The sequence below is a fragment of the Bradyrhizobium centrolobii genome, assembly GCF_001641635.1.
Lineage (GTDB): Bacteria > Pseudomonadota > Alphaproteobacteria > Rhizobiales > Xanthobacteraceae > Bradyrhizobium > Bradyrhizobium centrolobii.
This window is the reverse complement of the sequence record NZ_LUUB01000108.1, coordinates 22,283-44,005: the sequence shown is the minus strand read 5'-3', so window position 1 is coordinate 44,005 and position 21,723 is coordinate 22,283. Positions and strand designations below refer to the sequence as shown.

Sequence of the window (21,723 nt, the reverse complement as noted above, 5' to 3'; positions counted from 1 at the left end):
GGCGGCAACCAGTCAGCGTCTCTTGCCGAAGCGGCTCGGCATGTCTACCTCTCGCGAGTGGTTTCGTGAGAGGTACTCCTATGCTGGATGCCGCCGTCAAGGCGCTGTCGCAAATGATCTCGCCGCCGATGCGCTCGATCCTGTGGCGCTCGATCGGCGTTGCCCTGGTGCTGATCACCGTGCTGGCAATGGGCTTGCAGCGGCTACTCAGCTGGTTTGCGACCTATGGCGAGGTCTGGCTGGAAGGCCTGCTGGGGCCGAGCTGGCACTCATCGCTCGAGGTTCTGGCCTGGATCGTCTCGATCGCGGCCGGCCTCGGCGTCGTCTTCGGCGGTATCTTCCTGATGCCCGCGATCACCTCGCTGGTGGCGAGCCTGTTTGTCGACGACGTCGCCGACCATGTCGAGCGCGAGCATTATCCCGCAGAGCGGCCGGGCGTTGCCCTGCCCTTCAACCAGGCGATCTACGAGGGCGTCAAGACGGCACTGCTGACGATCCTGGTCTATCTCGCCGCGCTGCCGCTGGTGTTTTTGGCCGGCGCCGGTTTCCTGATCTTCTTCCTCGCCGCCGCCTGGCTCCTGGGGCGCGAATATTTCGAGCTCGCGGCGATGCGCTTCCGTTCGCCGGAGGAGGCCAAGGCGATGCGGCGTGACAATGCCGCCACCATCTTCACCGCCGGCCTGATCATCGCCGCCTTCGTCTCGATCCCGATCATCAATCTGGCGACGCCGATCTTCGGCATGGCCTTCATGGTCCATATGCACAAGCTGCTGTCCGGCCGGCGGCCCGAGCTGATCGAGCCGGCGCGCTCGATGCGGTGACGGGGGGCTGTCGCCTGGTTGTCCACCTCTCCCCGGCGGGGAGAGGTCGGATTGCGCAGCAATCCGGGTGAGGGGCCGCAGCGCTTAGTGAGACCCGTAACCCCTCACCCGGATCGCATCTTTGATGCGATCCGACCTCTCCCTTCGGGAGAGGTGAAGTGCATTCCTAGGCTGCAGCAATGCGCGCCCTAAACCACCGACACCCCGCATTTGCGGAGCACCATCTTGGCGAAGCCGAACGGCTCCGGAGTGAACGGCCCCGGCGGCGCACGGGTGATCAACGCGATGAAGCCGAGCGCCGTCATCGCGAGCCAGAAGCAAAGCCAGAAGCCATCGATGTAAGCGAGCACATTGGCCTCGCGCTGGACGAAGCTCGCGAGCGTTCCGACCGCCCGCGCCTGCGCCGCGCCTGCGCCATGGGCTGCGAAGTGATCGGCGAGCTGCTTCAGCATCCGCACCACGTCGACATCGCCGGTGATGATGTGCTGGCCGAGATAATAGGAATGGATCTGCTCGCGGACGCGCAGCCACGTCCCCATCAGCGCCACCCCGATCTCGGCGCCGCCGAGCCGCATGATCTGGATATAGGCGGCAAAGGCGGTGGCGCGGCTCGGATCGGAGTTGGACACCGCCGTGATGATCAGCGGCAGCAGCGTCAGCGACTGGCCGATCGCTTGCAGCAGCACGATGCCGATGAAGTCCTCGCGCGCCCAATCATGCGTGAGTTGGGTGCCCCAGAGATTGGCGGCGGCAAAGCTGGAAAATCCCAGCACCACGACGAGGCGCGTATCGAAGTGCCGGAGCAGCCAGATCGAGATCGGCACCAGCACGAACATCGGCAGCGCGCCGTAGGTCAGCAGCAGAAGGCCGCTCTGCTCCGGCCGGAGCAGGCCGATGGTGGCGAGGAAATTCGGGACCAGCGTCGAGTTGGAAAGGCTGGTCAGCGTGTAAAGCAGGATCACGACCAGAGACAGCCCGATATTGCGCGAGAACAGCACGTTCACATGGGCCCAGGGCTGGCGCACCAGCGTCTCGTTGATGAGGAAGCCCGCGAACAGCACGATGCCGCCGGCGAGCAGCGCCATCACCGTTCCGGAACCGAGCCAGTCCAGGCGATTGCCCTGATCGAGACCGGCATAGATCATCGAGACAGATGCCCCGAGCAGCAGCATGCCGCCCCAATCCGCCTCGCGCAGTAGCGCGCGATTGACCGGTTCGTTCGGCGTGCCGAGATAGACCATCAGGCCCATCAAAGGCGCGATCACCATGCCCTGCCAGTACAGCCATTGCCAGCCGAGATGCTCGACATAGAAGCCGACCAGCGAGGTCGAGGTGTCGAACGCGAAGCCGACGCGGATCGAGTAGATCGCGATCGCCGGAATCCACCAGTGGGTCGGCAGGTTGCGGAACACGATCATCAGCGTCGCCGGCACGAAGGTGCCGAGGAGCAGACCGTGCGCGACGCTGAGCGCGATCAGCGTCGGATAGTCGCGCACGAAGGGAATGATCAGCGAGACGACGGCGTAGACAAGGCTCGGGATGCCAAGCACCCGTCGCAGCCCGAACACGGTCGCGAGCCAGGCCACCGCGGGTGCGATGAATATCTGCGAGCCGATGCCCGCGGTGGAAAGCCAGGCCCCCTCATCGAAGCTGAGCGAGAATGCGCCGCGCAGATCGGGCAGGCCGACGGTGGTCAGGCGGCTGTCGAAATTGGCAAGGAACGAGCCGAGCAGCACCGCACCCACGGCAAACAGTGGCTGCCGCGCGATGCCGCCACGCGAGACCGGCCCGCGACCGGCATCGTCATTTGCCGCCATTCGCGCCCGCGCCGTTGGTGTTGATCCTGGTGACGACCGACATGCCCGGCACAAGCCGCGCCAGCAGCGGCTGGTTGTCGTCGAACTGGATGCGCACGGGGATGCGCTGTACCACCTTCGTGAAGTTGCCGGTCGCGTTGTCCGGCGGCAACAGCGCTACCTGCGCGCCGGTCGCCGGCGCGATGCGCTCGACCCGGCCCCGCAGCTTTTCGTTGGGGAAGCTGTCCACGGTGATCTCGACCGGCTGCCCCGGCTGCACATGGGTGAGCTGCGTCTCCTTGTAGTTCGCGATCACATAGACGTTCGGCAGCGGCACCACGTTGATGAGATTGGTGCCGATGTTGACGTAGTCGCCGGGCTGCACCTGGCGCTCGCCGACGACGCCGTGGAACGGTGCGGTGATTTTTGTATAGCCGAGCTTGAGCTTGACGCTGGCGAGCGTCGCCTTGGCGGCTTCGAGATCGGCCGCGCGCTGCTTCTTGGTGCCTTGCAGGACCTCGAGCTGATGCTGCTGCTGCGCGATCACCGCGCGGCTGGCGCGCGTATCGGCCTGCGCCTTTGCGTAGCTAGCTACCGCCTGCTCGAGCCGCTGCCGTGTCCCGGCGTCGGTCTGCGCCAGCGATTGCTGGCGTTCCTGTTCCTGCCGCGCCTGGACCTCAAGAGCCTCCGCCGAGAGACGTGCAGCCTGCGCCTGGGCGATGGTCGCATATTGCAGCTCGATCTGGTTGCTCAGATTGTCGAGCACGGCCTGCGCCGCGGCAACCGAAGCTTCCGCCTGCGCGACCTGGGCCTCGTAATCGGCGGGGTCGATCTGGATCAGGAGGTCGCCGGCCTTGACCCGCTGGAAATCGGTCACGGCAACGTTCAGCACCTCGCCGGCGACGCGGCTGGAGAGCCGCGTCAAATCGGAGCGCACATAGGCGTCATTGGTGGTCTGGATCACCGCATTGCCGACCCATGCGTCGAACTGCAGAGTCGCCAGCGCGACGAAGCCGAGCGCGACGATCACGGCAAGCAGCGGAATCGCGAGGCGGCTCCAGAGCGAGCTGGCCGGCGGCAGTGCCGGCTTGGACGGCGCGGCCGGCGCTGCGGCGGGTGGCAGTGACGGTGCGACTTGCTCTTGTTGACTCACGACATCACCCCAACCACTTCGCCTGAACGCGGCTCTTACCATCATCATTCCGGGGCGATGCGAAGCATCGAACCCGGAATGACAGTGAATTCTGACTTAGACCGTCTTCTCCGGCCAGCGGCAGAGATCGTTGATCAGGCATACCTCGCAACGCGGCTTGCGCGCGAGGCAAGTATAGCGGCCGTGCAGGATCAGCCAATGATGCGCATGCAGCATGAATTCGGGCGGGATCACCTTTTCGAGACCAAGCTCGACTTCGAGCGGTGTCTTGCCGGGCGCGAGCCCTGTGCGGTTGCCGACGCGGAAGACATGGGTGTCGACCGCCATGGTGTGCTCGCCGAAAGCCATATTGAGCACGACATTGGCGGTCTTGCGCCCGGCACCAGGCAATGACTCGATCTCGGCACGCGTGGGCGGCACCTCGCCGCCGAATTCGCCGAGCAGCTTCGCCGACAGCGCGATCACGTTCTTGGCCTTGGTGCGGTAGAGGCCGATGGTCCTGATGTACTCGCGAAGGCGCTCCTCGCCGAGGTCGAGCATCTTCTGCGGAGTGTCGGCAACCTTGAACAATTTGCGCGTTGCCTTGTTGACCCCGGCGTCGGTCGCCTGCGCCGATAGCACCACGGCAACCAGAAGCGTAAAGGGATTGAGATGCTCGAGCTCCCCCTTCGGCTCCGGATTGGCTTCGCGGAAACGGCTGAAGGCTTCACGGATCTCGGCGGGCGTCCAGGGTTTAGTGGCTTTGAGCGAGGTCTTCGCGGGCCTTTTCGGCTGACCCGCGGCCTTCTTTGCCTTCTTCTTCGGCACGGCCGGTTTGCGCGGGGCCGCCTTGCGGATGATTTTCGCCATGATCGGGATATACTGAGGGACGATGAGCACAGGCAACGAAATTGAGCGCGAGAGCGAGGTGCTGATCTTCTCCGCGCTGCTGACGCCGCACCGCTCGCTCAACCGCACCGGCTTTCTCGCGGTGATGCTGTTCTTGAGTGCCGTCAGTTTCGTCACCGGCATCGCTTTCCTGATGATGGGCGCATGGCCGGTGTTCGGTTTCTTCGGCCTCGACGTGCTGGTGATCTGGTGGGCCTTCAAGGTCAATTTCCGCGCCGCGCGGGCGAGCGAGGAAATCACCGTCACGCCGTCGGAATTGCGCGTGCGGCGCGTGAGCCATCGCGGCCAGGTTGCCGAATGGGTGTTCAACCCGCTCTGGGTCCGCCTCGACCAGGAGGTCGACGAGGAGTTTGGCCTCGAGCACCTCTATCTGATCTCGAAGGGCCAATGCCTGTCCATTGGCGGGTTCCTGGGACCGGACGAAAAATCCAGCTTTGCCAAGGCCTTAATCTACGCACTGAACGCCGCCAGGCGGGGTCCGACCTACAACCCGGTCACCTGATCCCGCGTCGGAAATCGGGTGGTTTCGCGCCGCCCCCTCTCCTACATTTCCGGTCATGATGACACTCGCCATACATGACCAGCGCCTGGCCAGACCGGGCCACCAGAACGCCGCGCTGCGGGACTATGATTCCGTGCGCCGGGCGATCGCCTTCATCTCGGAGAACTGGCGCGCGCAGCCGACCATCGAGGCGATGGCGGATGCCGCCGGGGTCACGCCGGATGAATTGCACCATCTGTTCCGCCGCTGGGCCTCGATCACGCCAAAGGCCTTCATGCAGGCGCTCACCCTCGACCATGCCAAGAGCCTGCTCAGGGATTCCGCGAGCATTCTCGACGCGGCGCTCGACTCCGGCTTGTCGGGGCCCGGCCGGCTGCACGACCTCTTCGTCACCCATGAGGCGATGTCGCCGGGCGAGTGGAAGAATGGCGGTGCGGGACTGACGCTGCGCTACGGCTTCCATCCGTCGCCCTTCGGCACCGCGATCGTGATCGCGACCGACCGCGGATTGTCGGGCCTCGCCTTCGCCGATCCCGGTGAAGAGAAGATCGCGCTTGCCGATATGACCCGACGCTGGCCGAAGGCCACTTACGTCGAGGACCACGAGGGGACCGCGCCACTCGCCGAGCGTATCTTCGACACAAAACTCTGGCGGCCGGACCAGCCCTTGCGCGTGGTCCTGATCGGCACCGATTTCGAGGTGCGGGTGTGGGAGACGCTGCTCAAGATCCCGATGGGACGCGCGGTGTCCTATTCCGACATCGCCTGCAACATCGACAGTCCAAAGGCCTCGCGCGCCGTTGGCGCGGCCGTCGGCAAGAACCCGGTCTCGTTCGTCGTGCCCTGCCACCGCGCGCTCGGCAAGAACGGCACCCTCACCGGCTATCACTGGGGCATCACCCGCAAGCAGGCGATGCTGGGCTGGGAAGCGGGGCGGATGGGGGTGCAGTAAGGTTCGCTCTCGTAGGGTGGGCAAAGGGCGCATAGCGCCGCGCCCACCACGGTTCCGCGAATGTTGATGCATGGTGGGCTCGCTTCGCTTTGCCCGCCCTACGGCTTCTGCCACCACACCGTCGTCCTGGCGAAAGCCAGGATGACATCGAATGTGCGGAGCCGACTTACGACGCCAGATCCAGCTTCGACGCCACCGTCGAATCCGCGTTGAGCCGGTAGATGATCGGCACGCCGGTCGCGAGCTCGCGCTTCAGAATGCCTTCGGGCGAGAGCTTTTCCAGCACCATGATCAGCGCGCGCAGCGAATTGCCGTGGGCGGCAACCAGCGTGCGCTTGCCGTTGAGCACGCCGGGCAAAATCTCCTGCACGTAATAGGGCAGCGCGCGGGCCAGCGTGTCTTTCAGGCTTTCGCCGCCGGGCGGCGGCACGTCATAGGAGCGGCGCCAGATGTGCACCTGCTCCTCGCCCCATTTCTTGCGTGCGTCGTCCTTGTTGAGGCCGGAGAGATCGCCATAGTCGCGCTCGTTCAGCGCGAGGTCCTTCGCTGTCGGCAGCCCCTCCTGCCCGAGCTCGCCCAGGATGAGATCGAGCGTCTGCTGGGCGCGCGTCAGGACCGAGGTGAAGGCGACATCGAAGACGAGCCCTTGCGCCTTCAGCTTGCGGCCAGCCTCCCTGGCTTCCGCCACGCCCTGCTCGGTGAGACCGGGATCCTTCCATCCCGTGAACAGGTTCTTCAGATTCCATTCGCTCTGGCCGTGGCGCACGAGCACGAGTAGGCGTTCACTCATTTTACCTTCCATACGGAACTAAGTTTGATGGTTGCGGCATCGGCGGCGCCAAACCTCTCCCATAGGGAGAGGTCGGCGCGAAGCGCCGGGTGAGGGGAGCGGTCCCTCGAGGAACCTGAGCCCCCTCACCCGATTTGCTGCGCAAATCGACCTCTCCCCGGTGGGGAGAGGTGAAGGGAGCTTACGGTTACAACGAGTGATCATCCTGGTTCGTTCAGATGTCGGAGAGGCCCAGCACGTCGGCCATGGTGTAGTGCCCCGGTTTCTTGCCATGCGCCCACAGCGCCGCCTTCAGCGCGCCGTGTGCGAACAGCATGCGGTCCTCGGCGTGATGCGACAACGTCAGGCGCTCGAACGGGCCGAGAAAGCTCACGCTGTGATCGCCGGCCGCGGTGCCACCGCGCAAGGAGGCAAAGCCAATGTCGCCGGGCCGGCGCACACCGGTGATGCCGTCGCGGCCACGCGCCGAATGGTCTTCGAGCGAGACGCCACGGCCGGCCGCGGCGGCCTGACCCAGCATCAGCGCGGTGCCCGAGGGCGCATCGACCTTCATGCGATGATGGGCTTCGACGATCTCGATGTCGAAGGTCTCATCCAGCGCCTTGGCCATACGCTTGACCACGGCGGCGAGCAGGTTGACACCGAGGCTCATATTGCCGGACTGCACGACGACGGCGCGGTTGGTGACGCTTTGGATCACGGCATTGTCGGAGGCCGAAAGCCCGGTCGTGCCGATGACATGCACGAGACCGCGCTGGGCCGCGATCGCGACATTGGCGATGGTCGCCGCCGGCACGGTGAAATCCAGGATGCCGTCGGCATCCTTCGACATCGCCCAGAGATCGGCGGAAAGCTTGACGTCATTGGCTGGCAGGCCAGCAAGCACGCCGGCATCCTTGCCGAGCAGTTCCGAACCCGGCGCCTCAAGCGCACCGGCCAGTACCGCGCCTTGGCTCTCAGCAATCGCCCGCGTCAGCGCGCGGCCCATCCGGCCGCCGGCTCCCGCTACAATCAAACGCATATCGGCCATGGTGTGATCCTCTTCAGGGCCGTTGTAGCCGCGGGATGCAGTTCCGGCAACCGAGCGGGACGCGACAGCATGACGTCTGTTACCCTCCCCTGGAGGGCCCTGGAGGGGGAGGGGCGATCGCGCACAGCGCGAGCGGGGTGGAGTGACGGTTCCTCCGCGACGAACAGTGCCGGAGTGGAGAGATCACCCCACCCCGTCACGCAATCTCGCTTCGCTCGATCGCGTGCCGACCCATGCGCGAGCTACGCTCGTCTCGGACCCCTCCAGGGGAGGGTAAGGTCCACACCGTGAAAAGATGAAAGCTAGGACTTCAAACCCTACGACGGCTGCGGGCCGTCATAGCCCTCGATGATGATGAGGTCGGCGATGGAGTGCGGCTGGCGCACCTTGATGTTGGCCTGGTATTCCGGCGAATTGTAGCAGGCGATCGCGGCGTCGTAGTCCGGGAATTCGATCACCACGTTGCGGGCGCGGCTCTGGCCTTCGACGGTGGCGAATCGTCCGCCGCGAACGACATAGCGTCCGCCGAATTTCTTGAAGATCGCGAGATTGGCGACCGCATAGGGCTTGTAGCCCTCGTCATTGGATACGTCGACACGTCCGATCCAGTAGCCTTTTGCTGCCATTCTTCTTCTCCTGCTCTGTTGATGTCAGCCGAGCGCTTGCGCGATCTCGGCGTGGATGGCTTCGGCGACCGCACTCGGATCGGCGGCTTCCACCACCGGCCGCCCGACGACGAGATAGTCGGCGCCCGCTGCGATCGCGCGTCCCGGCGTCATGATGCGCTTCTGGTCACCGGTGGCAGCGCCCGCCGGCCGGATGCCGGGGGTGACGAGGTTCATCTGATGCCCGACGATCTTGCGCAAGCTGCCCACCTCCTCCGGTGAGCAGACGAGGCCATCGACGCCGAGCACCTGCGCCTGCTGGGCGCGCGCTTCGACCAGTTCGGAAACACTTAGCCGATAGCCGGCCGCGTGAAGATCGTCGTCGTTGTAGGAGGTTAGCACCGTAACGGCGAGGATCTTCAGGCTTGCGCTGCCGCGGCCTTCGACGGCGCCCTTCATGGTCTGCGGATAGGCATGCACGGTGAGGAAGGTCGCGCCTAACCTCGTGATGCTTTCGACGCCTTGCATCACCGTGTTGCCGATGTCGTGCAGCTTGAGATCGAGGAAGACCTTCTTGCCCTTGTCGGCGAGCTTGCCCACCAGCGGCAGCCCGCCGGCATAAGCGAGGCGGTAGCCGACCTTGTAGAACGTAACGCTATCGCCGAGCCGGTTGACCATCGCCTCCGCAGCCTCGGGGCTCGGCAAATCGAGCGCGACGATCAGGCGGTCCTTGGGGGCGATTTCGGCTGGCGTCATGTCACCTCACATCATGCGTTGGGAAACGTCGATCAACTGCCGCACCATTTCCTTCAGCGCGTCGATATCGGCCTGGTTCTTGAGCCTGTCCATATCGTCATAGGCCTGGTCGGCAAAGGCGAGCGCGAGCTGGCTGGCAATCACATCGGCGTGGCAGGAGGTCAGGATCAGCCGCAACGCCCCGAGCGCGCGGGATGCACCAAGCCGGCTCTGCGAGGCGCCGGCCAGCGCGAAGACACGATTGCGGAACACTTCGCCGCGCGCCTCGTGCGGATCCTGCACGCGGCTGACCCAGTCGATCGCGTTCTTCAGGAGCGGCGGCACCGAGGCATTGTATTCGGGCGTGACGATCAAGATCCCCTGATGCGCGCCGATCATGCGCTTCAGGTTGACCGCGTGCTTGGGCACACCGGATTTCACGTACAGATCTTCGTCATAGATCGGCAGCGGAAAATCGGCCAGCGAGATGCGGGTAACGTCGACGCCGGCCTGGGCGAATTCGTAAGCAGCGACTGCTGCCAGCTTCGCATTGTGCGAGCCGGTGCGCAGCGAGCCGGGAATGACCAGAATTCTTGGTGCGGGCATCCAATCCAATGCGTTCGGCGAAACGAGCCCGCCGCGCAAAGAGAGATGCCGGCGGAATTAGTCCTTGCGATACACCCAGACGCGGGCCGGCGGAAGGTTCATCCAGATCCGTTCCGAGGCCTCTGTGGACACGCCAGGCAACGATTTCGGGATCGGCGGCACCACCGCATAGGTGAACTGCACGAAGGGCGCGCCGGGCGCCAGCGCTGCGAAGGCGTCGCGAATGAGCCGCAGCCGCGTCAGCATCGGCTTGGTCACAAGCGGCAGTCCGGAGACGACTGCGGAGGCCGGCGCGCTGAGCACGTTCCAGAGTGTGTCGCGCAGGCGATAGGCATCGCCCTGCACGACCTTGGCCTGTGGATAGCGGTCGCGCAGCAGCGCGCAGAAGCCGGGATTGTATTCGACGAGGACGAGGCGCTTCGGATCGATGCCGCGCTCGATAAGCGCCGAAGTGATGGCGCCGGTGCCGGGCCCGAGCTCGACCACTGGTCCGTCCGAATCGACGTCGACGTAATGGGCCATGGTCCGGGCCAGCAGCTTACCCGAAGGCATCACCGCGCCCATATGCAGGGGCTTTTCGATCCACGATCGGAGAAAACGGACCTCGTCATCAAGACGAGGCTTCTTCAACGCACGCGCGGACGATGGCATGGGCATGTCTGGACCGGACGGGACCGCGTCGCCGCGGCGTGTCAGAAAATGGTCATAAAGAGGTATAGGCCGCGGACGATACGGTCAAGCCGAGTCAATTCGCCCGATTACCGAAGAAATCCTTGACCTTGGCGAAGAAACCCGCGGACTCGGGCTGCGTCGCGCCGGAAGAGAGCTTTTCGAACTCGGCCAGCAATTCCTGCTGCTTCTTGGTGAGGTTCTGCGGGGTCTCGACGACGACCTGGACATACATGTCGCCCATCTGGCGCGAGCGCAGCACCGGCATGCCTTTTGATGCAATGCGGAAACGGCGGCCCGACTGGGTCCCGGCGGGGACCTTCACCTTGGTCTTACCCTTCTCGATGGTCGGCACCTCGAATTCACCGCCAAGGGCAGCCGTCACCATCGAGATCGGCACGCGGCAATGCAGGTCGGCGCCGTCGCGCTGGAAGAACTGGTGCTGGGCCAGCGACAGGAAGATGTAGAGGTCGCCGGGCGGGCCGCCGCGGACGCCCGCCTCGCCCTCGCCGGCGAGCCTGATCCGGGTGCCGTCCTCGACGCCTTGGGGAATGTTGACCGACAGCGTCCGCTCGCGGGTGACGCGGCCCTGTCCGGAGCACGACGGGCAGGCATCCTCGATCATCTGGCCACGGCCCTGGCAGCCGGGACAGGTGCGCTCCAGCGTGAAGAAGCCCTGCGACTGGCGCACGCGTCCGGCGCCGCCGCAGGTCGAGCAGGTCTTCGGCTTGGTGCCGGCCTTGGCACCAGTGCCCGAGCAGGCCTCGCAGGTGACGGAGACCGGAATCTCGATCTGCGCCGTCTTGCCACCGAAGGCTTCCTCGAGCGTGATCTCCATGTTGTAGCGCAGGTCGGCGCCGCGCTCGCGGCCGCCGCGGCCGCGCTGCCCGGCCATGCCGAACAGGTCCTCGAAGATGTCCGAGAAGGAGGAGGCGAAGCCCGCACCGAAACCGGCACCGCCGCCGAAACCACCCTGCTCGAAGGCGGCGTGGCCGTAACGGTCGTAGGCGGCGCGCTTGTCCTTGTCCTTGAGGACCTCGTAGGCCTCGTTGATTTCCTTGAACCGGACTTCGCTGCTGTCATCCCCGGGATTGCGGTCGGGATGGAATTTCATCGCCAGCTTGCGGAAGGACGCCTTCAGCTTGGACTCGTCGGCGTCTCGATCGACTTCGAGGGTTTCGTAGTAGCAGCGCTTGGTGGACATGTCGGACTCGGTCTATCCAATCGCAAGTTCAAGTCGGGGCCAGGCAGAAACGGCGTTGCCACGCGACGATGTAAGCAGTCCTCCGCCTTACGGCAAAGGGCTGCCAAGCAGCGTTGAGAATAACGGCTGGGAATTGATTGATCGTAACGGGGAAGCGCCCCGTCCGGCCCGACACGACGGCCTCCCCCGCGAGGGGGGAGGCTGGTAGCGGGTGTGGGGTCCAAGCCGTCCGCATCATCACCCTCTAAGGGTTTCAGGCGGACTTCTTGTTGTTCTTGTCGTCGTCGACCTCGGTGAATTCCGCGTCGACCACGTCGTCCTTTGCAGCGTCCTTGGCCGCATCGGCCTCGGCCTGCTGCTTGTACATCGCCTCGCCAAGCTTCATCGAAGCCTGGGCCAGCGTGTTGGTCTTGGCCTTGATCGCCTCGGCATCGTCGCCCTTCAGCGCTTCCTTGAGGTCGCTGACGGCATCCTCGATGGCGCGGCGCTCGCCCTCGGCGACCTTCGAACCGTGCTCGGCCAGCGCCTTCTCGGTGGAATGCACCAGCGCGTCCGCATGGTTCTTGGCGTCGACCGCCTCGCGGCGCTTCTTGTCGGCCGCGGCATTGGCCTCGGCGTCCTTGACCATCTTCTCGATGTCGCCTTCCGACAGACCACCGGAGGCCTGGATGCGGATCTGCTGCTCCTTGCCGGTCGCTTTGTCCTTGGCCGAGACGTTCACGATGCCGTTGGCGTCGATGTCGAAGGTCACCTCGATCTGCGGCATGCCGCGCGGGGCCGGCGGGATGCCCATCAGGTCGAACTGGCCGAGCATCTTGTTGTCGGCCGCCATTTCACGCTCGCCCTGGAAGACGCGGATGGTGACCGCGTTCTGGTTATCCTCGGCGGTCGAGAACACCTGGCTCTTCTTGGTCGGGATCGTGGTGTTGCGGTCGATGATGCGGGTGAACACGCCGCCCAGCGTCTCGATGCCCAGCGACAGCGGGGTCACGTCGAGCAGCAGCACATCCTTGACGTCGCCCTGGAGCACGCCGGCCTGGATCGCGGCACCGATCGCCACGACTTCGTCCGGGTTGACGCCCTTGTGCGGCTCCTTGCCGAACAGCTGCTTCACGACTTCCTGGACCTTCGGCATGCGGGTCATGCCGCCGACCAGCACCACCTCGCCGATCTCACCGGCGGTGACGCCGGCATCCTTCAGCGCCTTGCGGCAGGGCTCGATGGTCTTCTGAACGAGGTCATCGACCAGCGCCTCGAACTTGGCGCGGGTGAGCTTCATCGTCAGATGCTTCGGCCCGGTCTGGTCCGCGGTGATGAAGGGCAGGTTGATCTCGGTCTGCGTCGTCGACGACAGCTCGATCTTGGCCTTTTCAGCGGCTTCCTTCAGGCGCTGCAGCGCGAGCTTGTCGTTGCGCAGGTTGATGCCCTGCTCCTTCTGGAACTCGTCGGCGAGGTAGCCGACCAGGCGCATGTCAAAATCTTCGCCGCCGAGGAAGGTGTCGCCGTTGGTCGACTTCACCTCGAACACGCCGTCGCCGATTTCGAGAATGGAGATATCGAACGTGCCGCCGCCGAGGTCGTACACGGCGATCGTGCCGGCCTTGGTCTTGTCCAGACCATAGGCGAGCGCAGCGGCGGTCGGCTCGTTGATGATGCGCAGCACTTCAAGGCCCGCGATCTTGCCGGCGTCCTTGGTCGCCTGGCGCTGGGCGTCGTTGAAGTAGGCGGGAACGGTGATGACGGCCTGGTCGACCTTCTGGCCGAGATGGGCTTCCGCGGTCTCCTTCATCTTCTGCAGGATGAACGCCGAGACCTGCGAGGGCGAATAGGTCTGGCCGTCGGCCTCGACCCAGGCGTCGCCGTTGGAAGCTTTGACGATCTTGTACGGAACGAGCTTCTTGTCCTTCTCGACCATCGGGTCGTCGTAGCGGCGGCCGATGAGGCGCTTCACTGCGAAGAAGGTGCGCTCGGGATTGGTGACAGCCTGGCGCTTGGCGGGCTGGCCGACGAGGCGCTCGCCGTCGTCAGTGACAGCGACGATCGAAGGCGTCGTGCGCATGCCTTCGGAATTCTCGATGACTTTGGCGTTCTTGCCGTCCATTACGGCGACGCACGAGTTCGTGGTGCCGAGGTCGATCCCAATGACCTTTCCCATGGTCCTGATATCCTTCTTTATTACGGCAGGTTGGTTGGGCCCAGAAGGCACCCGATCCAAAACCCCCTAAGATCAAACATCCGCGATATTGCGATGGTTGAGGCTCATATAGGAGGGGGGGAGGGGCCCGCAAGGACCGAACGCAAGTTTCGGCCGTGAAAACATTGGGTTTTGGAAGATCATATCCGGGTGCCACCGGCCTTGCAGGTGAGGAATTATTAACAGGTCCCGCCGTCGCCGCGGGGCTGCCCCGACCCTGTTGCGGGGAGGCCAAACCCGCTAAAAGGCGGGCCGCCGGACCGCCACGCGATCGAGGCGGCCTGACGCGACAAAGGGGCCCGATGGCCCACCATCGAACGGCCTCAATGTGAACCAAGTAGAGTGCCCATGAAGCTCATTCGCCCCCTCGCCGCGCTCGCCCTGCTCGTCGTCTCCGCGCTTCCGGCCGCCTCCGCCGATGCCGTGTTTCCGCCCGGGCTGCGCCTCGGCATGGTGCCGTTGATCGGCCTCAACAAGGCCAAGACCTTTCCGGGGTTCGAGAACGAGGACGGCAGCGTCAAGGTGCTGGTCACCGAGCTGCCGCCGGCGGCCTATGGCGAGGTCGCAAGCGCCTTCAACGCCAATCCTGCGGGCACCGGCGGCGTCAAGCAGGACAAGATCGAGACGCCCGCGGGTCTTGCCTATTTCACCACCGAGAGCGGCAAGGCCGGCGATACCCCGGTGAAGCGCTACTCGATGATCGTGCCGGGCGCCGGCTTCTCCGGCTACGTCGCCGTGCAGATCCCGGAGAACGCCACCAAGATCTACACCGACGAGGCGGTGCGGCAGATGTTTGCGAGCACCGTCACCCGCAGGGAGGTGTCGGTCGACGAGCAGATCGCGCTGATGCCGTTCAAGATCACCGATCTCGCTGCTTTCAAGAACGTCCGCACGCTGGCGCCCGGAGTCAGCATCATCCTCGCCGATGGCGATGAGGCCTCCGGCTTCGAGCCAAAGCCGTACATGATCCTCGGCCTGATCGGCGCAACGCCGCAGCAGGCCGACGACCGCGCCCGCTTCGCGCAGGAAGCGGCGCTCCAGATCCCCGGCGTGCGCGAGTCGCGCGTCACCATGTCCGAGCCGATCCGCATCAACGGCCAGCAGGGCTTTGAGACCCGGATCGACGGCGTCAGCGGCAAGGACAAAACCCCGGTGACGGTGGTGCAGTGGATCCGCTTCGGCGGCAGCACCTCGCTGCGCATCATCGCCAGCGCCCCGCGCGACCAGTGGTCGAGCGCCTTCACCCGCTTCCGCGCCGTGCGCGACGGCATCCAGCCGAAAGGCTAGCGAACCAAGGGCTGACAAGCTCAAGCGCTGGACAGGGCCGGCTGCATTTTCAGGCTTCTGTTCGTAAACGAGCGGAACTAGGCTCCTCTCCCGTTGGGTTCATCGTGGAGGGAGGCGGACGATGCTGGATCGGCGACAAGTCTTGGCGGCGCTTGGGACGACGGCGCTTTCGGCCCTCGCTTCAAATGCGGTCCTGGCGGCGGCATCGATCAAGCCGGATGATGCATCCGCGCTGCTCGTGATCGACGTTCAGAACTGCTTCCTGCCCGGCGGCAGCCTTGCCGTGAAGGAAGGCGAGCAGGTGGTGCCCGTCATCAACAAAATCGCGAAAGCGTTTTCGAACGTGGTGATGACGCAGGACTGGCACACGCCCGGTCACGTCTCGTTCGCCTCGGTGCATTCCGGCAAGAAGCCGTTCGAGACCATCGACCTGCCCTACGGCAAGCAGGTGCTGTGGCCGGACCATTGCGTGCAGGGCACTGACGGCGCTGCCCTGTCGAAAGATCTCTCGATCCCGCAGGCCGAGCTCATCATCCGCAAGGGTTTTCACAAGGATGTCGACAGCTATTCGGCGTTCCTGGAGGCCGACGGCAAGACCTCGACCGGCCTCGCCGGCTACCTCAAGGGGCGCAAGATCAAGCGCGTGTTCGTCGCAGGTCTGGCGACAGACTTCTGCGTCGCCTGGACCGCGCTCGACGCGCGCAAGGCGGGCTTCGAGGTCTATGTCGTGGAAGACGCCTGCCGCGGCATCGACACCCAGGGCTCGCTGGCCAAGGCCTGGGCCGACATGGCCAGGGCCGGCGTGAAGCGGATTCAGTCGGGTGATATCGCGGTGAGCGCGTAAGACCAGAGCCGTCATTCCGGGGCGACGCGAAGCATCGAACCCGGAATGCCTCCTGAGGATGCCTTACGCCGCGCTGTTCGGCTCGTTGTTGTTGGCCGCGGACGCTGCCTTGGCGCCGCCCTTGGCGACACCGACCAGCGCCGGGCGCAGCACGCGCTCGCCGATCGTGTAGCCGGCCTGCACGACCTGCACCACGGTGCCTGATGGCACCGACGGATCGGGCACTTCGAACATCGCCTGCTGGAAATTCGGGTCGAACTTCTGGCCCTGCGGATCGAACTTCTTCACGCCGTGCTTTTCCAGCGCATTGAGCAGCGAGCGTTCGGTGAGCTCGACGCCCTCGATCAGCGATTTCAGGCCGGGGTCGGCATTGGCACGGTCCTCCGCCGGGACGGCATCGAGCGCGCGCTGGAGATTGTCGGCGATATCGAGCACGTCGCGGGCAAAGCCGGTGATGCCATAGAGACGGGCATCGGCGACCTCCTTGATGGTACGCTTGCGCAGGTTCTCCATCTCCGCCAGCGTCCGCAGCATCCGGTCGCGCGCCTCGGCCGCCTCCTTCTGCAACATCTCGACCGAACCGGGCTCGGGATCGTCGGGCATCACATAGGGCTTCGACACCACGGGCTCGCCGGTCGGCGCGGCCGTGTCTTCGGGTTGCCGGTCTTGCTCAGTCATCGGCTGCCTTCTCGAACTCTCATAAAGGGATTTGTTGGCGGGGATATCGTGCCTCGGAGCGCGAAAATCAAGCGCCCGTGATCGACCGAAAACGGGGGGCAGCCACCCAAGATCAGCCGCCCAGGAGGCGGCTGACGATGCGGGCGGCGTAATCCACGGTCGGGATCACGCGGGCATAGTTCAGCCGCGTCGGCCCGATCACGCCGAGGACGCCCACGATATGGCCGGCGGCATCCCGATAGGGCGAGATGATGGTGGAGGAACCGGACAGGGAGAACAGCTTGTTCTCGGAGCCGATGAAGATGCGCACGCCCTCCGCGGTCTCCGCGCGGCCGAGCAGGTCGATCACGCCGCGCTTGGTCTCGAGGTCGTCGAACAGAAGCCGCACCCGCTCGAGATCCTCCAGCGCATGCAGGTCTTCGAGCAGATTGGCGTGGCCGCGCACGATCAGCTGGCGGTCCTCGCTCTCGCCGCCGGACCAGCTCGCGATACCGGCCGAGATCACCTTCTGCGTCAGCTGATCGAGCTCCGCGCGGGCCCGCCCCAGCGCGGTCTCGAGCTCGAGCCGTGCCTCGGCCAGCGTCCGGCCGCGGATTCGCGCATTGAGGAAATTGCTGGCCTCCGTCAGCGCCGACGAGGGAACCCCAGGCGGCAGCGACAGCACGCGATTTTCGACCTGGCCGTCCTCGCCGACCAGGATCACCAGGGCCCGCTCCGGTTCCAGGCGAACGAATTCGATATGTTTCAGCCGCGCATTGGACTTTGGCGTCAGCACCACCGCGGCGGCCCGGGTGAGGCCCGAGAGCCTGGTCAGCGCCTGGTCGAGCACCGCCTCGACCGACTGGGCCTGGCCGACGGAGGCGAGCTGGCTCTGGATCGACTGCCGCTCGGCCTCGGTCAGCTCGCCGACCTGCATCAGGGCGTCGACGAAGAAGCGCAGGCCGAGTTCCGTCGGCAGCCGACCGGCAGAGGTGTGCGGGGCGTAGATCAGGCCGAGCTGCTCGAGATCGGCCATCACGTTGCGCACCGAGGCCGGCGACAGCGGAACCGCAATCAGCCGGGAAATGTTGCGCGAGCCGACCGGCTCACCGGTCGCGAGGTAGCTTTCGACAATTTGACGAAAGATGTCGCGGGAACGCTCGTTGAGCTGGGCAAGGCCTGTGTGCGGCGCGATCAGATGGATCGGATCGTGATGGGCCACAGACGTTAACTCCTCTCAGACGCTTATAATTTGTCCATCCAGGGCGGTTCTGACAAGCGCGACGTTGAGGGGCGGATATCGGGGGCGAAAAAACCTTGCCGCCCACCCTTCCCGCTCCTACAAGCACCGCGAACAGCCTTTTCCCGTGAGTTTTGGAGGATTTCCCATGCGGCCAAGTCGCCGTGCGCCCGACGAATTGCGCCCCGTGACGCTTGAGCGCGGCGTGGTCAAATATGCGGAAGGCTCCTGCCTGGTGAAATTCGGCGACACCCACGTGCTGGTCACCGCCACGCTGGAAGACCGCCTGCCGCCCTGGCTGAAGGGCCAGGGCCGCGGCTGGGTTACCGCCGAATACGGCATGCTGCCGCGCGCCACGCTGGAGCGCACCCGCCGCGAGGCTTCGGCCGGAAAGCAGAGCGGCCGCACCGTCGAGATCCAGCGCCTGATCGGCCGCTCGCTTCGCACCATCATCGATCTCGAAGCGCTCGGCGAGCGCCAGATCACGGTCGATTGCGACGTGCTCCAGGCCGACGGCGGCACGCGCACGGCCTCGATCACCGGCGCCTGGGTCGCGCTCGCCGATTGCGTCAACTGGATGAAGGCGCGCAACATGATCAAGGCCAACGTGCTGCGCGACAACGTCGCCGCGATCTCCTGCGGCATCTATAATGGCACGCCGGTGCTCGACCTCGACTACGCCGAGGACTCCGAGGCCGAAACCGACGCCAATTTCGTCATGACCGGCGACGGCCGCATCATCGAGGTGCAGGGCACCGCGGAACGCGAGCCGTTCACGGAAACCGAGTTCCTGGCGCTCATAGCGCTGGCGCGCAAGGGCGTCGCGCGTCTCGTGGACTTGCAGAAACTGGCGGTGGCGTAGTCAATAGGCCATGCACCGCCGAATCACGGACAAGCTCGTCATCGCGACCCACAATCCCGGCAAGCTCGCCGAGATGCGGGAGCTCTTGGCACCTCATGGTGTCGAGGCGATCTCGGCCGGCGAGCTCGGCCTGGCGGAGCCCAAAGAGACCGGCAACGATTTTCGCAGCAACGCCGCGATCAAGGCGATCGCGGCGGCGCAAGCGGCGAAGCTCCCGGCCTTCGCTGATGATTCCGGCATCGTCGTCGACGCGCTCGACGGCGCGCCCGGCATCTACAGCGCGCGCTGGGCCGGTCCCTCCAAGGATTTTGCCGCTGCGATGGCGCAGATCGAGCGCCTCTTGCAGGAGCGTGGCGCCGCCACGCCGGACAAGCGCTCGGCGCATTTCGTCTCCGCACTCTGCGTCGCCTGGCCTGACGACCACCTCGAAGAGGTCGAGGCGCGCGTCGACGGCACGTTGGTGTGGCCGCCGCGCGGCACGGCCGGCTTCGGCTACGATCCGATGTTCCTGCCGGACGGCTACAGCCGTACCTTCGGCGAGATGACCGGCATCGAGAAGCACGGCCTGCCGCCGCTCGGCCTTGGCCTCTCGCACCGCGCCCGCGCTTTCGTCAAACTGGCGGAGATCTGCCTTGAGCCGCGCTAAGGAAGCCTTTGGCGTCTACGTGCACTGGCCATTCTGCCTGTCGAAGTGCCCCTATTGCGATTTCAACAGCCATGTCCGCCACGCCGCGATCGACGAGGCGCGCTTCGCCGCGGCGTTCGCGCGCGAGATCGCGACCACCGCCGCGCGCGCACCCGGCCGCGAAGTCACCTCGATCTTCCTCGGCGGCGGTACGCCGTCCTTGATGCAGCCGGCAACGGTCGGCGCCGTGCTCGATGCGATCGGCAGGCATTGGCACGTCGCCGATGACGTCGAAGTGACGCTGGAGGCGAACCCGACCAGTGTCGAAGCCACACGCTTCGCCGGCTATCGCGTAGCCGGCGTCAACCGCGTCTCGCTCGGCGTCCAGGCGCTCGACGACGTCTCGCTGAAAACGCTGGGCCGCCTGCACAGCGCGCGCGAGGCGCTCGATGCGGTGGCGATCGCGCGCCGCTCGTTCGATCGCTACTCCTTCGATCTGATCTACGCCCGCCCCGACCAGACGCCGGCGATGTGGGCCGGTGAGCTGCGCCACGCCATCGATGAAGCGGCTGAGCATCTGTCGCTCTACCAGCTCACCATCGAGGAAGGCACGCCGTTCTTCGGCCTGCACCAGGCCGGCAAGCTGAAGACACCGGACGAAGCCGTCGCGCGCGCGCTCTATGACGTGACGCAGGAGACTTGCGACAAGTTCGGCCTGCCCGCTTACGAGATTTCAAATCACGCGCGGCGCGGCGCCGAGTGTCGGCACAATCTCGTCTACTGGCGCGGCGAGGAATATGCCGGCATCGGCCCCGGCGCGCACGGTCGGCTCGACATCGACGGCATCAGGCACGCGACCGCCACCGAGAAGCGCCCCGAAGCCTGGCTGATGCGGGTCGAAACCAACGGCCACGGCGTCGTCACCGACGATCTCCTCAACAGCGAAGAGCGCGCCGACGAATTCCTGCTGATGGGATTGCGTCTCGCCGAAGGCATCGACCCCGAGCGCTACACCGCGCTCTCCGGACGTCCGCTCGACCCCCGCCGCATCGCGCTGCTCCGCGAGGAAGGCGCGATTACGGTGGACGTGACGGGACGGCTCCGCGTGACCAGCAGCGGATTCCCGGTGCTGGACGCGGTGGTCGCGGATTTGGCGGCGTAGCGAGACGTCGTAGCCTGGATGGAGCGAAGCGCAATCCGGGAGTCTCGCCACGCGGATAGAACCCGGATTTCGCTTCGCTCCATCCGGGCTACAAGGCAGCGATTCAGCTACGCCCCAAAACTCTTCGGCGAGCCCGCCACCGCAACGCCGCCGCCCGCGGTCACCTTCATCACTGCGAGGCCACGTTCGTTCGTCCCATCTGCGCGGAAGCGGAACAGGCCGTCGATGCCGGCAAAGCCGGAGGGGTTGGTAAGCACGTCGGGCGAGAAGCGCGTGGTGCCTTGCGTGCGTGCGAGCGCTGCGACGAGCGCCACGGCGTCATAGGCGAGCGTCGCGGTGCGCACCGGCTCGCCGCCGAATTTGGTGCGATAGCGTCCGGAGAAACCGCGGAAGCCGGCCGGATCCGGCGCGGCGTAGAGGCCGCCCTGGAGCGCAGCGCTGGCATAGACCCGCGGATTGTCCCAAAGGCCGGTGCCGAGCAACTGGATGTTGCGCAGGTTCGCACCCGCCGCCGTGAGCGCATCCGCCACCGCAACGACGGCATCGCCATCGTCGGCAATGAAGAGCGCATCAGCGCTGCCGAGCTGCTGCGCCACGTTGCGCGCCGGCGTCGCGCGATCGGAGCCGTATTTCTCGAAGGCGACGAGGCGGCCGCCGCGCCGCGGCACCGCCGCCTTCAACGCCGCCTCGACGACGTTGCCATAGGCATTCTCGGGCACGAGCGCGGCGACGGAACGTTTCCCGATGCTCGCGGAATATTCGATGATGCGGTTGACGTCGGACTCCGGCAGGAAGCTGAGCAGATACACGCCGCGCCCGGCGATGCTGGAGTCGGTCGAGAACGCGATCACCGGGATGCCGCGTGCACGCGCCACCTGCGCCACCGCCGGGACCGACTGCGCGAACAGCGGCCCCAGGATGATCTCGGCGCCTTCGTCGACCGCCTGCTGCGCGCCTTGTTGCGCGCCTTGTGGGCTGCCGTTGTCGTCCTTGATCAGGAGCTGGATGCTGGGATTCTGAAACTCGGCCAGCGCCATCTCGGCGGCGTTGCGCATGGATTGCGCGGCAAGCCCGGCATTGCCGGCGGCCGAGAGCGGCAGG

The 21,723-nt window shown here is 65.5% G+C and carries 22 protein-coding genes; 8 read left to right on the top strand and 14 right to left on the bottom strand.

Annotated features, from left to right (window positions below):
- Positions 1 to 80: 80 nt before the first annotated feature.
- Complete coding sequence (locus tag AYJ54_RS39965) at positions 81 to 821, top strand: sulfate transporter family protein (RefSeq protein WP_063707992.1); 741 nt, start codon at positions 81 to 83, stop codon at positions 819 to 821.
- 188 nt (positions 822 to 1,009) lie between these two features.
- Here AYJ54_RS39965 and AYJ54_RS39960 read toward each other — a convergent pair whose 3' ends face one another.
- The 3 genes from AYJ54_RS39960 to nth all read right to left on the bottom strand — a co-directional run bounded on the left by AYJ54_RS39960 (position 1,010) and on the right by nth (position 4,619).
- On the bottom strand, positions 1,010 to 2,638 hold the full coding sequence (locus AYJ54_RS39960) for an MFS transporter (protein ID WP_063707991.1): 1,629 nt from the start codon (positions 2,636 to 2,638) through the stop codon (positions 1,010 to 1,012).
- On the bottom strand, positions 2,625 to 3,770 hold the full coding sequence (locus AYJ54_RS39955; protein WP_063707990.1) for an HlyD family secretion protein: 1,146 nt from the start codon (positions 3,768 to 3,770) through the stop codon (positions 2,625 to 2,627). Before AYJ54_RS39955 ends, AYJ54_RS39960 begins: the two co-directional genes overlap by 14 nt.
- A gap of 96 nt (positions 3,771 to 3,866) precedes the next feature.
- On the bottom strand, positions 3,867 to 4,619 hold the full coding sequence (gene nth, locus AYJ54_RS39950) for an endonuclease III (RefSeq protein WP_063707989.1): 753 nt from the start codon (positions 4,617 to 4,619) through the stop codon (positions 3,867 to 3,869).
- Between the two features lie 22 nt (positions 4,620 to 4,641).
- Here nth and AYJ54_RS39945 point away from each other — a divergent pair, with 22 nt between their 5' ends.
- Positions 4,642 to 5,160 (top strand): DUF2244 domain-containing protein, encoded by a 519-nt coding sequence (locus tag AYJ54_RS39945; RefSeq protein ID WP_063707988.1) that lies wholly within the window; start codon positions 4,642 to 4,644, stop codon positions 5,158 to 5,160.
- A 55-nt stretch (positions 5,161 to 5,215) separates the two neighbouring features.
- Complete coding sequence (locus tag AYJ54_RS39940; protein ID WP_063707987.1) at positions 5,216 to 6,112, top strand: methylated-DNA--[protein]-cysteine S-methyltransferase; 897 nt, start codon at positions 5,216 to 5,218, stop codon at positions 6,110 to 6,112.
- Positions 6,113 to 6,278: 166 nt separating this feature from the next.
- On the opposite strand, the gene AYJ54_RS39935 is transcribed toward AYJ54_RS39940, so the two are convergent.
- From AYJ54_RS39935 to dnaK, 8 genes are all read right to left on the bottom strand, one after another.
- Complete coding sequence (locus AYJ54_RS39935; protein ID WP_063707986.1) at positions 6,279 to 6,902, bottom strand: 2,3-bisphosphoglycerate-dependent phosphoglycerate mutase; 624 nt, start codon at positions 6,900 to 6,902, stop codon at positions 6,279 to 6,281.
- Positions 6,903 to 7,116: 214 nt separating this feature from the next.
- The gene (dapB, locus tag AYJ54_RS39930) at positions 7,117 to 7,932 is read right to left on the bottom strand and encodes a 4-hydroxy-tetrahydrodipicolinate reductase (RefSeq protein WP_063707985.1); all 816 of its coding nucleotides are present in this window, start codon (positions 7,930 to 7,932) and stop codon (positions 7,117 to 7,119) included.
- A gap of 317 nt (positions 7,933 to 8,249) precedes the next feature.
- Positions 8,250 to 8,558 carry a DUF1330 domain-containing protein gene (locus tag AYJ54_RS39925; protein WP_063707984.1) on the bottom strand — a complete coding sequence of 103 codons (309 nt, stop codon included), beginning with the start codon at positions 8,556 to 8,558 and terminating at the stop codon, positions 8,250 to 8,252.
- Positions 8,559 to 8,582: 24 nt separating this feature from the next.
- Positions 8,583 to 9,293: an orotidine-5'-phosphate decarboxylase gene (gene pyrF, locus AYJ54_RS39920; RefSeq protein ID WP_063707983.1), complete on the bottom strand. Its 711-nt coding sequence runs from the start codon at positions 9,291 to 9,293 to the stop codon at positions 8,583 to 8,585.
- 6 nt (positions 9,294 to 9,299) lie between these two features.
- Complete coding sequence (locus AYJ54_RS39915; protein ID WP_063708002.1) at positions 9,300 to 9,878, bottom strand: NADPH-dependent FMN reductase; 579 nt, start codon at positions 9,876 to 9,878, stop codon at positions 9,300 to 9,302.
- A 57-nt stretch (positions 9,879 to 9,935) separates the two neighbouring features.
- Positions 9,936 to 10,535, bottom strand: a complete 600-nt coding sequence (locus AYJ54_RS39910; protein ID WP_063707982.1) for a class I SAM-dependent methyltransferase — start codon at positions 10,533 to 10,535, stop codon at positions 9,936 to 9,938.
- Positions 10,536 to 10,623: 88 nt separating this feature from the next.
- On the bottom strand, positions 10,624 to 11,751 hold the full coding sequence (gene dnaJ, locus AYJ54_RS39905; protein WP_063707981.1) for a molecular chaperone DnaJ: 1,128 nt from the start codon (positions 11,749 to 11,751) through the stop codon (positions 10,624 to 10,626).
- Between the two features lie 253 nt (positions 11,752 to 12,004).
- Positions 12,005 to 13,906: a molecular chaperone DnaK gene (dnaK, locus tag AYJ54_RS39900; RefSeq protein WP_063707980.1), complete on the bottom strand. Its 1,902-nt coding sequence runs from the start codon at positions 13,904 to 13,906 to the stop codon at positions 12,005 to 12,007.
- A 387-nt stretch (positions 13,907 to 14,293) separates the two neighbouring features.
- On the opposite strand from dnaK, the gene AYJ54_RS39895 reads away from it, so the two are divergent.
- Both AYJ54_RS39895 and pncA read left to right on the top strand, forming a co-directional pair.
- A complete protein-coding gene (locus AYJ54_RS39895) occupies positions 14,294 to 15,232 on the top strand; it encodes a hypothetical protein (protein ID WP_063707979.1) in 939 nt (312 codons plus the stop codon).
- A gap of 121 nt (positions 15,233 to 15,353) precedes the next feature.
- Complete coding sequence (pncA, locus tag AYJ54_RS39890; protein WP_063707978.1) at positions 15,354 to 16,076, top strand: bifunctional nicotinamidase/pyrazinamidase; 723 nt, start codon at positions 15,354 to 15,356, stop codon at positions 16,074 to 16,076.
- Positions 16,077 to 16,139: 63 nt separating this feature from the next.
- Here pncA and grpE read toward each other — a convergent pair whose 3' ends face one another.
- On the bottom strand, positions 16,140 to 16,754 hold the full coding sequence (gene grpE / locus AYJ54_RS39885) for a nucleotide exchange factor GrpE (protein ID WP_063707977.1): 615 nt from the start codon (positions 16,752 to 16,754) through the stop codon (positions 16,140 to 16,142).
- A 112-nt stretch (positions 16,755 to 16,866) separates the two neighbouring features.
- The gene (hrcA, locus tag AYJ54_RS39880; protein WP_063707976.1) at positions 16,867 to 17,955 is read right to left on the bottom strand and encodes a heat-inducible transcriptional repressor HrcA; all 1,089 of its coding nucleotides are present in this window, start codon (positions 17,953 to 17,955) and stop codon (positions 16,867 to 16,869) included.
- Positions 17,956 to 18,121: 166 nt separating this feature from the next.
- Between hrcA and rph the strand changes: the two genes are divergently transcribed.
- The 3 genes from rph to hemW are packed head-to-tail and all read left to right on the top strand — an operon-like array spanning position 18,122 to position 20,622.
- Positions 18,122 to 18,835 (top strand): ribonuclease PH, encoded by a 714-nt coding sequence (rph, locus tag AYJ54_RS39875; RefSeq protein ID WP_063707975.1) that lies wholly within the window; start codon positions 18,122 to 18,124, stop codon positions 18,833 to 18,835.
- A 10-nt stretch (positions 18,836 to 18,845) separates the two neighbouring features.
- Positions 18,846 to 19,481, top strand: a complete 636-nt coding sequence (rdgB, locus tag AYJ54_RS39870; protein WP_063707974.1) for an RdgB/HAM1 family non-canonical purine NTP pyrophosphatase — start codon at positions 18,846 to 18,848, stop codon at positions 19,479 to 19,481.
- Positions 19,468 to 20,622, top strand: a complete 1,155-nt coding sequence (gene hemW / locus AYJ54_RS39865) for a radical SAM family heme chaperone HemW (RefSeq protein ID WP_063707973.1) — start codon at positions 19,468 to 19,470, stop codon at positions 20,620 to 20,622. The genes rdgB and hemW overlap by 14 nt, the downstream gene beginning before the upstream one ends.
- Positions 20,623 to 20,729: 107 nt before the next feature.
- On the opposite strand, the gene AYJ54_RS39860 is transcribed toward hemW, so the two are convergent.
- Positions 20,730 to 21,723: penicillin-binding protein activator (locus AYJ54_RS39860; protein WP_245329246.1), on the bottom strand; the 994-nt coding region annotated here is incomplete at its 5' end.

What these genes read in the sequence shown, in the direction of transcription:
- pyrF (WP_063707983.1), bottom strand. Translation starts at nt 9,293, where the DNA reads ATGACGCCAGCCGAAATCGCCCCCAAGGACCGCCTGATCGTCGCGCTC.
- dnaJ (WP_063707981.1), bottom strand. Translation starts at nt 11,751, where the DNA reads ATGTCCACCAAGCGCTGCTACTACGAAACCCTCGAAGTCGATCGAGAC.
- AYJ54_RS39935 (WP_063707986.1), bottom strand. Translation starts at nt 6,902, where the DNA reads ATGAGTGAACGCCTACTCGTGCTCGTGCGCCACGGCCAGAGCGAATGG.
- AYJ54_RS39925 (WP_063707984.1), bottom strand. Translation starts at nt 8,558, where the DNA reads ATGGCAGCAAAAGGCTACTGGATCGGACGTGTCGACGTATCCAATGAC.
- AYJ54_RS39895 (WP_063707979.1), top strand. Translation starts at nt 14,294, where the DNA reads ATGAAGCTCATTCGCCCCCTCGCCGCGCTCGCCCTGCTCGTCGTCTCC.
- AYJ54_RS39945 (WP_063707988.1), top strand. Translation starts at nt 4,642, where the DNA reads ATGAGCACAGGCAACGAAATTGAGCGCGAGAGCGAGGTGCTGATCTTC.
- grpE (WP_063707977.1), bottom strand. Translation starts at nt 16,754, where the DNA reads ATGACTGAGCAAGACCGGCAACCCGAAGACACGGCCGCGCCGACCGGC.
- AYJ54_RS39910 (WP_063707982.1), bottom strand. Translation starts at nt 10,535, where the DNA reads ATGCCCATGCCATCGTCCGCGCGTGCGTTGAAGAAGCCTCGTCTTGAT.
- AYJ54_RS39915 (WP_063708002.1), bottom strand. Translation starts at nt 9,878, where the DNA reads ATGCCCGCACCAAGAATTCTGGTCATTCCCGGCTCGCTGCGCACCGGC.
- AYJ54_RS39960 (WP_063707991.1), bottom strand. Translation starts at nt 2,638, where the DNA reads ATGGCGGCAAATGACGATGCCGGTCGCGGGCCGGTCTCGCGTGGCGGC.
- pncA (WP_063707978.1), top strand. Translation starts at nt 15,354, where the DNA reads ATGCTGGATCGGCGACAAGTCTTGGCGGCGCTTGGGACGACGGCGCTT.
- AYJ54_RS39940 (WP_063707987.1), top strand. Translation starts at nt 5,216, where the DNA reads ATGATGACACTCGCCATACATGACCAGCGCCTGGCCAGACCGGGCCAC.
- dnaK (WP_063707980.1), bottom strand. Translation starts at nt 13,906, where the DNA reads ATGGGAAAGGTCATTGGGATCGACCTCGGCACCACGAACTCGTGCGTC.
- nth (WP_063707989.1), bottom strand. Translation starts at nt 4,619, where the DNA reads ATGGCGAAAATCATCCGCAAGGCGGCCCCGCGCAAACCGGCCGTGCCG.
- rdgB (WP_063707974.1), top strand. Translation starts at nt 18,846, where the DNA reads ATGCACCGCCGAATCACGGACAAGCTCGTCATCGCGACCCACAATCCC.
- rph (WP_063707975.1), top strand. Translation starts at nt 18,122, where the DNA reads ATGCGGCCAAGTCGCCGTGCGCCCGACGAATTGCGCCCCGTGACGCTT.
- dapB (WP_063707985.1), bottom strand. Translation starts at nt 7,932, where the DNA reads ATGGCCGATATGCGTTTGATTGTAGCGGGAGCCGGCGGCCGGATGGGC.
- AYJ54_RS39965 (WP_063707992.1), top strand. Translation starts at nt 81, where the DNA reads ATGCTGGATGCCGCCGTCAAGGCGCTGTCGCAAATGATCTCGCCGCCG.